13 protein-coding genes and 1 pseudogene are annotated in these 12447 nt (G+C 63.7%); 8 read left to right on the plus strand and 6 right to left on the minus strand.

What is annotated here, in order from left to right:
- Window positions 1-48: 48 nt before the first annotated feature.
- The gene (locus AB4Z38_RS12055) at window positions 49-1104 is read right to left on the minus strand and encodes a DUF2293 domain-containing protein (protein WP_441429931.1); all 1056 of its coding nucleotides are present in this window, start codon (window positions 1102-1104) and stop codon (window positions 49-51) included.
- 320 nt (window positions 1105-1424) lie between these two features.
- On the opposite strand from AB4Z38_RS12055, the gene AB4Z38_RS12060 reads away from it, so the two are divergent.
- The 4 genes from AB4Z38_RS12060 to AB4Z38_RS12075 all read left to right on the plus strand — a co-directional run bounded on the left by AB4Z38_RS12060 (window position 1425) and on the right by AB4Z38_RS12075 (window position 5483).
- Entirely contained in the window at window positions 1425-2597 is a 1173-nt protein-coding gene (locus AB4Z38_RS12060; protein WP_441429932.1) for a hypothetical protein, read from the plus strand.
- Between the two features lie 129 nt (window positions 2598-2726).
- Window positions 2727-4124: a TOTE conflict system archaeo-eukaryotic primase domain-containing protein gene (locus AB4Z38_RS12065; protein ID WP_441429933.1), complete on the plus strand. Its 1398-nt coding sequence runs from the start codon at window positions 2727-2729 to the stop codon at window positions 4122-4124.
- Entirely contained in the window at window positions 4054-4917 is an 864-nt protein-coding gene (locus AB4Z38_RS12070) for a DEAD/DEAH box helicase (protein WP_441429934.1), read from the plus strand. Before AB4Z38_RS12065 ends, AB4Z38_RS12070 begins: the two co-directional genes overlap by 71 nt.
- A 125-nt stretch (window positions 4918-5042) precedes the next feature.
- Window positions 5043-5483, plus strand: a complete 441-nt coding sequence (locus AB4Z38_RS12075) for a hypothetical protein (protein ID WP_441429935.1) — start codon at window positions 5043-5045, stop codon at window positions 5481-5483.
- Window positions 5484-6246: 763 nt separating this feature from the next.
- Here AB4Z38_RS12075 and AB4Z38_RS12080 read toward each other — a convergent pair.
- A complete protein-coding gene (locus tag AB4Z38_RS12080) occupies window positions 6247-6702 on the minus strand; it encodes a prevent-host-death protein (protein ID WP_441429936.1) in 456 nt (151 codons plus the stop codon).
- Between AB4Z38_RS12080 and AB4Z38_RS12085 the strand changes: the two genes are divergently transcribed.
- Window positions 6691-7170, plus strand: coding sequence for a hypothetical protein (locus AB4Z38_RS12085; RefSeq protein ID WP_441429937.1), 480 nt, complete (start codon window positions 6691-6693; stop codon window positions 7168-7170). The genes AB4Z38_RS12080 and AB4Z38_RS12085 overlap by 12 nt on opposite strands.
- Before the next feature lie 18 nt (window positions 7171-7188).
- The gene (locus tag AB4Z38_RS12090) at window positions 7189-7539 is read left to right on the plus strand and encodes an FtsX-like permease family protein (RefSeq protein ID WP_441429998.1); all 351 of its coding nucleotides are present in this window, start codon (window positions 7189-7191) and stop codon (window positions 7537-7539) included.
- A gap of 118 nt (window positions 7540-7657) precedes the next feature.
- Here AB4Z38_RS12090 and AB4Z38_RS12095 read toward each other — a convergent pair.
- The 3 genes and pseudogenes from AB4Z38_RS12095 to AB4Z38_RS12105 all read right to left on the minus strand — a co-directional run.
- A pseudogene (locus tag AB4Z38_RS12095) lies at window positions 7658-7852 on the minus strand (IS1634 family transposase); the annotation flags it as partial.
- 117 nt (window positions 7853-7969) lie between these two features.
- Complete coding sequence (locus tag AB4Z38_RS12100) at window positions 7970-8335, minus strand: DsrE family protein (protein WP_441429938.1); 366 nt, start codon at window positions 8333-8335, stop codon at window positions 7970-7972.
- 1 nt (window position 8336) lies between these two features.
- The gene (locus AB4Z38_RS12105) at window positions 8337-8996 is read right to left on the minus strand and encodes a sulfurtransferase TusA family protein (RefSeq protein WP_441429939.1); all 660 of its coding nucleotides are present in this window, start codon (window positions 8994-8996) and stop codon (window positions 8337-8339) included.
- 127 nt (window positions 8997-9123) lie between these two features.
- Here AB4Z38_RS12105 and AB4Z38_RS12110 point away from each other — a divergent pair, with 127 nt between their 5' ends.
- Complete coding sequence (locus AB4Z38_RS12110) at window positions 9124-10854, plus strand: AfsR/SARP family transcriptional regulator (protein WP_441429940.1); 1731 nt, start codon at window positions 9124-9126, stop codon at window positions 10852-10854.
- Window positions 10855-11247: 393 nt separating this feature from the next.
- Here AB4Z38_RS12110 and AB4Z38_RS12115 read toward each other — a convergent pair whose 3' ends face one another.
- Entirely contained in the window at window positions 11248-11616 is a 369-nt protein-coding gene (locus AB4Z38_RS12115) for a hypothetical protein (protein ID WP_441429941.1), read from the minus strand.
- Window positions 11617-12154: 538 nt separating this feature from the next.
- Between AB4Z38_RS12115 and AB4Z38_RS12120 the strand changes: the two genes are divergently transcribed.
- Window positions 12155-12445 carry an IclR family transcriptional regulator domain-containing protein gene (locus tag AB4Z38_RS12120; protein ID WP_441429942.1) on the plus strand — a complete coding sequence of 97 codons (291 nt, stop codon included), beginning with the start codon at window positions 12155-12157 and terminating at the stop codon, window positions 12443-12445.
- Window positions 12446-12447 lie beyond the last annotated feature (2 nt).

Below are 12447 nucleotides of genomic sequence, written 5' to 3' on the forward strand. Positions count from 1 at the left end.
TTCGGGCCAAGTGTCGGGCGGTGCAGCGGCCTGGTTGCGCGGAGGCCCCTAACGGTCTGAGCCTCGACGCCAGCGGTCGAGCACTCCGTCAACTTTTTCACGGACCTGCTCGCGGGCGTTGTTCCGCGGCACGCCGGTCATGAGCAGTTCGTCGTAGTCGGTGTCTTGGTGGCGGATGGAGGCCACAACTGCCAGCTCCACCGCCTGTTGGTCAAGTCGCTGTCCCTCGGCGGTGCGGCCGACCCGGCCGCTGCGCCGTGCCGCTGTGTGTGCGGCGATCCCGGCAGCGCGCTGAGGGGGACATCCAGGTAGCAGCCGGCTGATCTCCGCGGTCATCCGGTCCGCGAGCTCGCTGTCAACCTCGCGGAGCCGCTCCTCATCGCGGGCTCGACGGCGGGTGCGCGCCTCCGCGTCCGCCAGGCACGATGCCTCGGCATCCACCAGCGCCTGCTCCTCGACGAGGACGCCTTGTCGCTCGTAGCGCCGTCGGGACCGGCTGAAGCGCACGACTACCGCCGAAAGGCCGCTGGCCTTGCGCGCCCGGTGCGTCAAAGCAGTATTGCCGGCCGGCAGATAAGTGAGGTGGTCGAGATCGGCGCAGCTCATGCACAGCGGCGCGTCGTCTTCCATCAGCAGCAAGTCCCCGTGCCCGCCGCACCCTGTGCACGTCCAGTCTTTCAGGGGCGAGACGACGACGAGGTCCGGCGGCCGACTGGCCTGGTCCTGGACGCGCGCGCGTTTCGCCGGTGACAATGTCGGGGAGAGCCAATGCGTACGGTATTCGCGTTCGAAGGACGGGCTGCCGCTGGCGGAGAACCGCAGCGTCTTGCGGTCGCGGGTCCGGGCGAGGTAGCTGGTCTCGCTGGGCTGCAACCCCTGTTCCTGGGCCCAGCGATGCAATGCCCGCATCGCCGTCGAGATCTTGCCCAAGTCGACCTGCACCACCTGTTCAAGATAGGGCGTGCGTCCCTGGCGCCAATGATCTCGCTGCAAAGGCTGCAGCCAACCCATTCCCACGAGCACGTCGACCGGCGCAACGTAACCGTGGTCATTCAGCGCCTTTTCAGCCGCCTGTGCGACCCGCTGCTCGATTGATTGCGCCACGTTCTCTCCCGTCACCGCCTCGTGAACCCGGGCCCCCGCCACCCTCTTTGCGGCGCGGTAAAGCAGCCGGCTGTCGGCGTATTGTGCCGTGAGGTGATTGACCTCCGGGCCGTGGCAGGGCTAAATCCTACCCCTAGTCCCACGGTGCCGCGAGGCGGACCCGGACGCTGAACGGTGACAGGGCAAAAACAGTGCTCATGTCAGTCGAAAAGGCGGAAGGTGCAAACACGGGGCTCCGGACGGAGGCACTCGTGGCCACGCACGTATGCAGTACTGCCCGGGACCAAACAGCCAGGCCACTCATGGACAAGAATGGGAGGATGGATATTGAAGCACTCATGGATCGGGCGACAGAGCTCAAGGCAGCCCTGGTCGACTATGCGACAACGCCGGGGTTCGCCCGACGTCTCTCACAGGCCGTAACATCAGCCTCCGGCTCCGAATCCGGGCGACAGGATGCTTGGGCAGAGGCCGTCGAGGCGCTGCTATATGAGCCGGGCCCGGACGGCCGCGAACCGCTGCTGGATCGGTACCTGCGCACCAACAAGACCATCACCCTGGAAGACCGGTCCGCATACGAGGATTGGCGCGATCACAATGTGTACGGGGCCTTCCGCGTCGATACGCGCCGCGGTGCCGGGCTCACCCTGCACAACCTCATCGACGAGATGGATTACCGAACCTACGCAACCGTCGGCGCGGATGCGATCAGCAAGGTCAAAAGCGGCGGATACGTAATCACACGCCTGGTGCCGATTGGGGACATCTGGACCATCAGCGGCAACCTCCGGATCTTTGGCCCGAAGGACCTTCCCACCGTCAGGGCCCTGGCGGTTTCCCTGCTGGAGCACTTTCCGTCGCTCTTGTTCCGCAACGCGGCGAAGGCCGAAAGCGCACGAAACACGGTGCAGAAGCACCATGCCATCTTCGTGAAGCGTTTCGGCTCGCATGTGATCCGCGGGACCGGGCCTGGAGCCATCGCGGCATACCGCGGTTTCCTTGATGCCTGCAGCGCAGAGCTCGCCGCCGGCGATTCTGCCGTGGCCGGGCTGGTCCTCTCCGGCGAGCAGCTGGCGCCGGACGGTTCCTTCCCGCCGGAGCTCGCGGAATCCGACGACGTGGCGCTCTACCACCACCCGGTGAAGTCCGTGTCTTTCCTCGTGCGCTATGGGGAGGTCGAGGACGCTCACGGCACCCCATCGGCCGACCCGGCTTCGGTCCTGATCCGGCAATATCTGGAGGACTCCACGATCCCGCCCTATGTTCTGGAGGATCTCGCCGGCCGTTTCCCGGACACGGTCGATGAAGTTTACCGGGCAGCCCTCTCCATCCCAGACTTCGAATGGCATCGCGACTGCGAGGACTTGCTCAGCCAGCACAAGGCCGAATATTACAGGGACGCCGACCTCCCCGGCATCACTCCGGTGCCGGTTCTTCTGCTGGACGAATACCGCCGGCAGGCAAAGGCAGGCGGGTCCCGAACGGGTCGGTAAGCCCTTGATCTGTATGGGATGACGGCTGACGCATAGGCATGATTGCCAGGAGGACTTGGCCAGCGCTTCCGACCAGGATTTCACGAGAGATTTCGGAGTTCAGGCGTTTCTCCGGTCACAATGGAAATTGTGAATGAAGACACGCCGGATGTCGTCGGGCAAAGTGCCCTGCCCTGGTTTCCCGATGCGGCAGGCAACGCCGTGAACCGCGAACTCGAGGAACTGCGCCTTGAGAACGCCCGGCTGCGGAAACTGTTGGAACTCACCGAGTCCGAATCACGAGCTCCCCGCCAAGACCAGCCGGCAATTCCTGCAGTTGTGAACCGTGGCCTCGTGACCATGGAATCGCCGTCTGAGGCAAAAGTGCGTCTGTTCCAGGACTTGTTCCGAGCGCGCAGCGATGTCTATGCACTCCGATGGGAGAATTCACGGGACGGTCGATCCGGCTGGATACCCGCCGTCGCCGGCGGTTGGCGCAAAGGCGCGAACATGGCTGATGATCGTTTCTTGCCGCTTACTCCGACCGTTGTGGCTGAACATCTGCGCGGGCGGCAGCACATTGGCCTGTATCCCCTGACTGAGCAGGAAACGTGCTGGTGGGTAGCGGCAGATTTCGACGGCGGTGCGGCAATGTTGGATGCGTTGGCGTACGTCAAGGCTGCGCGCTTTCGCGGGATCCCAGTTGCGCTTGAAGTCTCCCAATCTGGACGCGGAGCTCATGCGTGGATCTTTTTCGGCACGGCCGTACCGGCGTCGGCCGCGCGCCAGCTCGGCACCGGTCTAATTCACGAAGCAATGGGATTGCGCGGAAGCATGAGCTTGGCGAGTTATGACAGGCTTTTTCCGTCCCAAGACGTGCATTCGGGCAAGGGCATGGGCAATCTGATTGCCGCACCGCTGAACGGCAAGCGCCGCCAGCACGGCACAACGTTGTTCCTCGACACCACTACTCTCGAACCGTATGAGGACCAATGGGCGTACCTGTCCAGCCTCGACCGGCTATCAGACGCAGAAGTCAACTCCCACATCCGCAGGCTGCCTGCCGTGAAGTTGGGACAAGAAGTTCGCCGGCTCGAACTGCCCCAGTCGTCCAAGATCGTTCCTCGCCCGGCGCTCATCATTCGCGCTGCCTTCGATTCACGCATAACCATCAAAGCAGCGGATCTGGGGCCGGCCATGATTTCGGCAGTCAAACATGCCGCGTCAATGCCTAACCCCGAATTTTACGATCGTCAACGCCAGCGCCGGTCGACCTGGGACATCCCGCGTTTTCTCCGCAACTATGACGAAACCCTTGAGGGGGACCTTATTTTGCCTCGCGGGTTGTTGTCCCTATTGCATCAACTCGTCGAATCGAGTGGCAGCACACTGCGCATTGATGATCAGCGCGCATCCGGCACCGCTCAAAGTTTCGAGAGGGCGTGCAAAGACAACCGGACGCATCGACGTCGCGCTTTTGCCCACGCTCGCGCGGCGCGACAACGTCGCCGAGCTGACCGCCGGGTACGGATTTGTCATCGTGGATGAGTGCCACCATGTCCCGGCCGCGGCATTCAGCCACGTCATGAACCAGATCCCGGCACGGTACTGGTTGGGGTTGACGGCTACACCGTACCGGCGGGACAAACTGGACTCGCTGATCTACCACCAGCTCGGCAAGATCACGCACACCATTTCACCCCCTGCTCCGGAGCAGCTGCCACGCGACGCACAGGAGGTTGCCGATCCGACACTGGCTTTGAAGCTGCACCGGACGTCCTACAGTTACGGTGGCGGTGCTGATCCCAGCGAGCCTGGCGGGATTTCCACCATTTACAAGGACTTGATCACCAACGAGGTTCGCCTGCAGCAAATATACGACGACGTTATGGCGGCTTACGAACAGAACTCGCGAATTCTTTTGCTGACGACCTGGAAAACCCATCTTAATTCCTTCAGGTCCCGGTTCGAGGCGGATGGTCTGAAGCCGGTGGTCTTCACCGGGGCAATGAGGGCGAAAGAACGACAGGCCGCCGTCGAGCGTCTTTCCAACTCCGATGACTCAGAGCCGCTGCTCGTGTTGGGAACCGGCTCATACATTGGCGAAGGCTTTGATTGTCCGAAGCTGGACACCTTGTTCCTTGCGGCACCCATTTCCTTCAAGGGCAGGTTGGTCCAATACGCTGGCCGAATCATCCGACCGTACCTAGGGAAAACGGTGGCGACCGTTCACGACTACCATGACGAGTCCACTCCGGTGCTGGCAGCTTCACTGAACAAGCGGGCGCCGGGGTACGTCTCGCTCGGGTTCCCCGATCCGCGGAAGCTGCCAAGCGCGTGACGTCGTCATCCCCGCGGGAACAGTCTTCGGTGATTTTGCTACGGCATTAGCCACCAAATGGTCTAGTGACCACCACGGAACGGAAAACGACGGACGTACTTGACGTACGTGCGCATGATTGATGGATGAGCACCCCCATACAGGACACGGTCGGTGGACACGTCTACGGGTTCACGCAAGCACGGGATTCGTTGAAGACGATCCTGGATTTCAGCGAGCGGGGAGGGCTGTCCACGATACGGCGGCCCGACCGGGCCACGGCCGCCGTTGTCAATGGAGAAAGTTTGCGCCGGTATCTGGAATTGACGGTCGTCTCCAATGTCCAGGTCGTGAATGAGGACGGAGCATGGACTGTCTTCATGCCGGGGCATCCTTTTGCCGCTGAGGCCACGGAACTGGCTGAAGCCTTGGCGGACTTCGTCGATGCTTTGCGGGACTACGCGGAGGATTGGGAGGACGATCTGCACGCGGCGCCCAATCACCGCGAGAACTGGGCCTTGGTTCAGCTCATTGACCTGTCCACCGATCAGCAATTGACCGACTGGCTCACCGGCTCGGTGGCATGAGCGTCCGACGCATGGGCGGACGGGACGACCATGAGAAGTTCTGTCTAACCGAGCGCGGGGACCTGGTGACGAATGCCCGAGGGAAACCAGTGCGCCATCACGGGACCTACCGGTTGAGTCTGCAAGATGGACGGATCTTGCGGACCCGGATTTCCCGCCCGGTGGATCGCACCACGTATTCGAGTTCGATCTGGAACCATATTCTCCAAGACCAGCTCGAGGTCAGTGAGGATGAGTTTTGGGCATGCGTTGATGACGGAGCCTTGCCTGCCCGCGGAATGGCAGCCCCTCCCACTTCGGCTATTCCCCTGGCGCTGGTCTGGCAACTCACCACACCGTTGGAATGAATGAACGAGATGCTGCCCGGATGACGAAAGAGCAGGCCGTTCAGGCGATCAACGATTACTGGATGCCGCAAGGGGGAGGACAGGACGACTGGGACGATTCCCCGGTTTCTCGGACTGGGTTTCACTTGCCGTCTCAGTCAATTCCTTCAAAGAGGGGCGTGCACATTATGCACACCCTGCCAGCGGTCATGGGTGGAGCCTCCATGTGTCACAACACCGAGTTCGCCACGCAGGCGGTAGTTGGTGGGTGTTTCGATTTCAGGCGTCCTGGTCAGAAAACCCCACGCATCGACCAGCGGATTCCTGATCGTGGCTTTCAGGTCCGTCCAGCCTCGCTTCGCCTGGACAGATGCGAACCGAAGCTCGTATTCAGCCTTCTTCGTCGGACGCTCTACCTTTTCCCCTTTCGCCATCGCTCAGGGACGCTCGATGGCTTCGGAGAGGTCATCAAGCCATTCGACGGGCTCGTTGCCGAGGCCGGCGGCGATGGCCGTTGCCTTCTCACGCCAGGCGGTGAGTTCTGCAATGGCCAGGTGGGGCTGCTTGGTGGCGAAGGATGCACGCGCCGCCGCGACGATCTCGCGCGCACAGGTCGACCGGTCTGCCGGGCTCAGGGCGAGCATCCAGGGAAAGCGATCGCTCATGCGATCGGCGAGGGTTCCCTCCGTGCTCGTTGTGACAGCCACAAGCTGGGCCGCCAGTTCCAGCAGCGCGGCACGCGCCTCATCGGCGCTCTCCGACATCAGCACCAGGGATTCGCCGTCGCGGCGTGTGACCCGGACCGGGTGATCCGCAGCAGCCGCAAATACATCAGCGGAGGCGCGGTTCCGGGCTTTCTTTCCCGTGAGACTCCGCTTCTGTTGTCGCGTCACGCCGACGCCGGACGCGGGTACGCCACCGCGCTGCAGGCAATGCCGTCCAGCACCGACCTGCACGGCTTTCGGCCGCCCGGCGGCGGGATGACCACCCTGCCGGACGACGGCGTGCTGGTCGACCGGGGCGTACAGGATTCCTTGGGTGTTGTGCACGCGGGTGATCAGGTGACACTGACTCTGCCGCTTCTCGGACACACAGTGCAGGCACAAATCGCCGGGTTCCGGGACGAGCCGCTGGGCACCTTCGCCTACGGCTCGCTCACCTGGCTCAACCGCGCCGTCGGGCCCGTCACGGCCACGTCCGCACTGCTGCGGTACGCACCCGAAGCCGACCGTTCCGCACTGCGCCGCACCCTGACAGCGCTCCTCGGCGTTGCCGCCTATAGGACAGCAAGGCCTTGGCCGGCCTCTACCACCAGTACGTCGGCCTGTTCTACGCATTCGTCGGCGGCATGCTCGTTTTAGGCGGGCTGATGGCCTTCACTGTCGTGTTCACTACCATGTCGGTCAACATCCTCGAACGCGCGCGAGCCGGCCACCCTACGTGCCGGCGGGGTCCGGCACCGAACGGTCGCCCGGTTGGTCGCGGCCGAGAATCTGCTCGTCGCCCTGCTCGGCGTGCTACCCGGCCTGCCCGTCGGCGTGATCGGTCCCAGCGCGTTCCTGTCGACCTACTCGAACTACCTGTTCCGCCTCGACCTCGTCGTGAACCCGGGACCCCTGCTGCTGTCCGCGGCCGCGATCCTCGCCCTCGCCGCGCTATCCCAATGGCCCGGCCTGCGCGCCATACGCCGCCTGAAGATCGTCACCATCGTCCGCGAACGCGGTGGCTGACCGGCCGCCAAGGTCAGTGCCGAGATCAAGCAATCTTCCGGGGTTCCTCTGCTGGCGTCGACCCTGTCGTCGATGTTGCGGCGGCTCACCCCATTGCTGAAGTCTGTGGTCCGCCAGAGGTCGTGACGTCGTAGAGACACAACGACACATCCCCGTGGGTCACCGCATGGTTGAAGCAAGCGGGCGCGATGAGGCCTCGATAGCCACGGCCGACACATCGGCTCAGCGTGCGGCGCATCGTCTTCTCGCTGGAGGGCGTCTGACCCAGGTCGCTCAGAACCCGTCAGGTGTCCAGGATTGCGGTCGGCTCCACGAACGCGAAGTCGAACGTCACCAAGCAACACAACGCCGCATCCAGCAACTGCGGCGCGACACAGGTGGGGCCGGTGATGCCCTCGGTGTCAGGCATCATTCACAGCTGGTGCAAGGGTCAGGCGAACGCGACCGTCTTGGCTCCGGCCAGAACCTCCTCGACGACCTTGGCGGCTCCCACGATGGTGGAGCCCTTCTCGAGTTGCTCCTCGATGATGCCTCGGGGCTTGGCGCACGCGCCGCACAGCCACACCTGGCCGCCGTTCTCGATGAACTCGGTGTACAAGTGGCCGAGCTCCGGCAGCCCCGGCTGGGCCACTCCGTCGGTTCCACCCTTGGTCCCCAGCCACACGGCTTCGATCGTGCACAGCACGATCGCATCCTGGCCCGATCCCGCGGCGACGTTCGCCGCGACAAACGGGAGCGTGGCGCGCTCGGGTTCTTCTTTTCCATGGGTGCAGTTGAAGATCAGCTTCTCGCTCATCTCATCGTCCCCTTTCCACGCTTACCAGCAGACGTCCGTCTCCCGGTGCGTTGATCGAATGAACAACATGGCCCATTAGACGGGCCATGGAAGGCAGATCATCTTTGGCAGCCGGATCGCGGGTGCTCACCAGGAGCACGTCGCCGATCGGGATGCGCTGGATCTGTTCGCGGAAGTCTCGGGCGAGACCGTCGGCGCACCCGAGGTCTCCCGCGTCGTAGGGGTGCACGTGACCCGGCTCGTCCACTGTGCTCGGGCGGAAGCCTGAGCACAGCAGATCAATCGCTTCCACGCGACCGTCGCTGCCGACGTCGAGCATCAGGTGCTGCTCGAGCAGCTGCCATCCCCTCGCGTCGTGGAGCCGGAAGCGGTACGTCAGCACCGCACGGCCTTCGATCTCCTGGGCGCTGGAGGCCTCCACCTGGAACTGGTCGGCCCCCGCGAACCAGCTAGCGAACCGGCGGATGGTGGCGTTCGCGCCCTGATCTGTCATGAGCCTGCCTGGGACCAGCATCCTGAACTGGATCTCCGGGGCCAGCAGCGAGTGGGCTCTCGTGAACTCGCGGGCGGCCAGGGCGTTCAGAAAAGCGGCCGCGACGTCGCGCGGTCCAGCCGCAGCGGGGACGCCCGGCAGGCTGTTGTGCGTATCTTTGGAGAGCATGGCTCCTCCTCAACTCGGTTCGTTCTCGATTCCGCTTCTTTCCACTCACGCTACGGAGGACACCGTTCCGCGAACGTTCCGCTGCAAACGCTGTACGGAGCCGGGGGCGTCGGTTACGATCCCAGTAGTGAAGGAAGTGGAATTCCAACTCCTCGGGCGGTTTGCCGTCTCAGTCAATGGCAATCTGACGCCCGGTGACGCTTGGCGAAGCCGTCGAGCAGCAGACGTTCTCAAGCTGCTCGCGCTCTCCCCTGACCATCGCCTGCACAGGTCGCAGGTCATGGAGGCGCTCTGGCCCGAGAGCGACCCTCAGGCCTCCGGCACAAACCTCCGCAAAGCCCTGTATTTCGCCCGGCGCGCCACAGCAGATGAGCAGACCGTCGTGAACCACCAAGGGGTGCTCGTGCTCTGGCCCGCCGCCGAGGTCCACACCGACGTCGAGCGCTTCGAGAGTGCAGCGCGCCAAGCGCTGGCTGCGAGCGATCCTTCGGCCTGCCGAGCTGCCGCGAATCTTCACCACGGCGAACTCCTTCCCGACGACCGCTACGAGTCCTGGCTGGCCGAGCCACGCCAGCGTCTGCGCCAGCTGTATTTGGATCTTCTGCGCGCAGGGGAGCTGTGGCAGCGGCTCTCCGACGAAGACCCCACCGACGAGCAGGCAGCACGCGCACTCATGCGGGCCCATCTGGGCGCCGGCGAACGCAGAGAGGCGATCCGGCGGTTCGAGCGGCTGCGTGAGGCACTCCATGACCACCTAGGCATCGGGCCGGACCGGGCCACTATCGCCCTCTACGAAGACGTCCTGACCGTCGAAGGTGCGCTCCAGCCCACCCAGGCCGAACGTGCCCACGCCCTGCTCGCCTGGGCCTTGGTGCATCTGAACCGCAACGACCTCAAGGAGGCGGAGCGCGCAGCGGAGGAGGCACGCTCCATCGCCCTCGACTCCAGATTGGGCCGAGAGCTCGGAGAAGCCGCTGTCATCCTCGCCAAGGTCGCCATGGCGCAAGGCCGCTGGCGCGAGCGGTTCGCGGAAGAGCTCGCTGAGTCCATGCGCATGCGGGCCAACATGGAGCCCATCGTCTACGACGCCCACCTCTGCCTCGCCGAGTACCACCTCACAGGGCCTGAGGGCTATGCCATCGCTGCCGACTTCGCACGGCAGATGATGGGGATCGCCGAGGAGGCCGGCTCCGGGACCGGCACCGCCCTCGGCCAACTCATGCTTGGCGAGGCTGAGCTACTTGCCGGGCACCTCATCGAGGCCCAGAAGAACCTCGCACAGGCGGCGGAGGCAAATGACCGCGAAGGCTGTCTTTCCGGATCTGCCCTTTCGCGACAGAGGCTCGCAGAAGTCGCACTCATCGGCGGCCGGAAGTTCGACGCGAACCGGCTGCTTAGCCGGGCGCGCTCATTCGCCGTCCGCTCCGAACTTGCTACCCACCTTTTGGTGCGTGTCTTCGGCACCATGATCCAGGCAGCTGCCGATTCGAAGAAGGCCCTCGCCGTCGTGCGGGTCGCCGAGCGGGAGCTGAGCGGGATGCGTTCCTGCGAGCCCTGCTCGATGGGCTACCTGACCAGTGCTGCGGCGGCCTGCGCGCGAGCCGGCGAACTTGATCGAGCACGCTCCTTCGTCAGCAGAGCAGAAGGAATCGCAGGCATGTGGCAAGGAGGCCTGTGGAGCGGCGCCGTGTGGGAAGCCCGTGGCGTCCTCCGTCAGGCCGAGGGAGCGGACGAACAGTCGCGGGCAATGTTCCGCGAAGCGGCCCAGGAGTACACCCGCGCCGGCAGCCAGGCCGATGCCGACCGCTGCCTCGAAGCCGCGGCGAGCCCGCAGAGCAGGAGCACCCCTTCCGGATAGGTGCTCGCGCTCCTCACGGCAGGACTTGCGTACTTCATGGCGATGGGTCGGAGGAAAGAAGGTCTCCTCCGACGCCCCTCGTCCCGTTGCCCTCCTGGTTGTGGCAGGGCTGACCTGGACCCGGCAGATTGAGGAGCTGGCAGCCCTGCAAGCATCAGCGGCTCAACTCCTCGCAGCTACATCTAAGACACTGCTCCACAGTACCCCTAGGCTTGATGGAGAACCCTCGTGCTTCGTAATGCCCTCGATGAGAAATTGTGTCTTTGGAGCGCCACCCAGACCAACCCGAAAACAGGACAGCTCCACTCTTCGGACTGGCTTCTGGATCCCTCTGTGTTGATAGAGCGGATCGTGGGCAGGGATATTCCCGATGCCAGGTCACGGGCGGGGAGGTCAACGCACCTGCAACCGACGCACCTTCGGGAGCCGCTGCATGAGGATTTGCTTGCTGTCATGTCGCTTGGTATGTGGCGGTTCATGCTGCCGGGCCGTAAGGATGCCGGGAAGCAGCTGCTGTGGGATCAGGCGCTGAGTTCGGCATTCCCGAACTTGAAACGACCGGTCCATGAACTGGAGAGGGCGGTCGAAGGCGTGTATCGCCTGCGCAATCGTGTCGCGCATCTTGAACCCCTTATAAACAGTCGAATCGAAGCCCAGCTCGCGAACATGCGCACGGTCATCGGCGCGATTGACCAGGACGCTGTCGTGGTTCGCCTCCGTCGAGAAGATCGGCCAGACCCTGAAAGAGCGTCCAGCAGTCAACCGCGGCCCCTGACATGTACGTCATTTGAAGGTAGTGCTGCTCGCAAGGTCTCGGCCGGTCAGGGTGCCTTTGGCCCTCTGACTGTGCACATATCAGCTTTTTTGTGAGCCCTTTCGGGGGCCCATTTTTGTTGGTGGCCGTTGCTTTGGTTGGGTGCCTCGTTTCTTTGTCACGGTCACGGTATGGGTTCATACTCCTTCATGGTCTGGCCGGGCTGAGACTGCATGACTGGGTGGAGTTGGGGGAGTGGGTCCGTGCTGTGTCGTTGCCAGTTTCTGCCTTCATGGCTGTTCATGGCAGACCTCCTGGTTAACTGAATGACTACCAGTCATCGGAGGCCCGCGTCTGCCGCTGCTCCGTTTCGTCACTGAGCCCCGCCCACCCCGCTTGTCGGCTGGGGGTCTCTGGAACCCGGCCAACATGATGCGCTGAAACTGTTACATGGCGGTCCCGGGAAACCTGCTGGCGCCCATCCCCGCGACTGAGGTGGCGGCATGGGGCTCGACATGATGGCGGTAATCGCGGAAGCCTTAGACCATGCCCCGAACCCAAGGGGGAGAGTCTGTCCTTTCCCGTGCCCCACCGACCCTCGGCCTCAGGGACGTCGCCATGCCGTTCATGGAAGACCTGCACGCCATCATTGGCCAGCACATCCAGCTCGGCGTCATGGAAGGCGGCGACGTGCTCTTCGTGGAGCGCCTGACTGCACCCGGAGCTGTTATCAACTACACGTGCGTCGCTGGTCGGCTGCCCCTGCACGCCTCCTCTTCCGGGCTTCTCCTCCTGACGTTTGCCCCGCCGGCGCAACAGGAGCGGATCATTGCATAGCC

The sequence above is a fragment of the Arthrobacter sp. 2RAF6 genome, assembly GCF_052115205.1.
GTDB lineage: Bacteria > Actinomycetota > Actinomycetes > Actinomycetales > Micrococcaceae > Arthrobacter.

Excerpts from the sequence above, each read along its gene's own strand:
- AB4Z38_RS12105 (WP_441429939.1), bottom strand. The coding sequence starts at position 8,996 with ATGCTCTCCAAAGATACGCACAACAGCCTGCCGGGCGTCCCCGCTGCG.
- AB4Z38_RS12100 (WP_441429938.1), bottom strand. The coding sequence starts at position 8,335 with ATGAGCGAGAAGCTGATCTTCAACTGCACCCATGGAAAAGAAGAACCC.
- AB4Z38_RS12060 (WP_441429932.1), top strand. The coding sequence starts at position 1,425 with ATGGATATTGAAGCACTCATGGATCGGGCGACAGAGCTCAAGGCAGCC.
- AB4Z38_RS12075 (WP_441429935.1), top strand. The coding sequence starts at position 5,043 with ATGAGCACCCCCATACAGGACACGGTCGGTGGACACGTCTACGGGTTC.
- AB4Z38_RS12120 (WP_441429942.1), top strand. The coding sequence starts at position 12,155 with ATGCCCCGAACCCAAGGGGGAGAGTCTGTCCTTTCCCGTGCCCCACCG.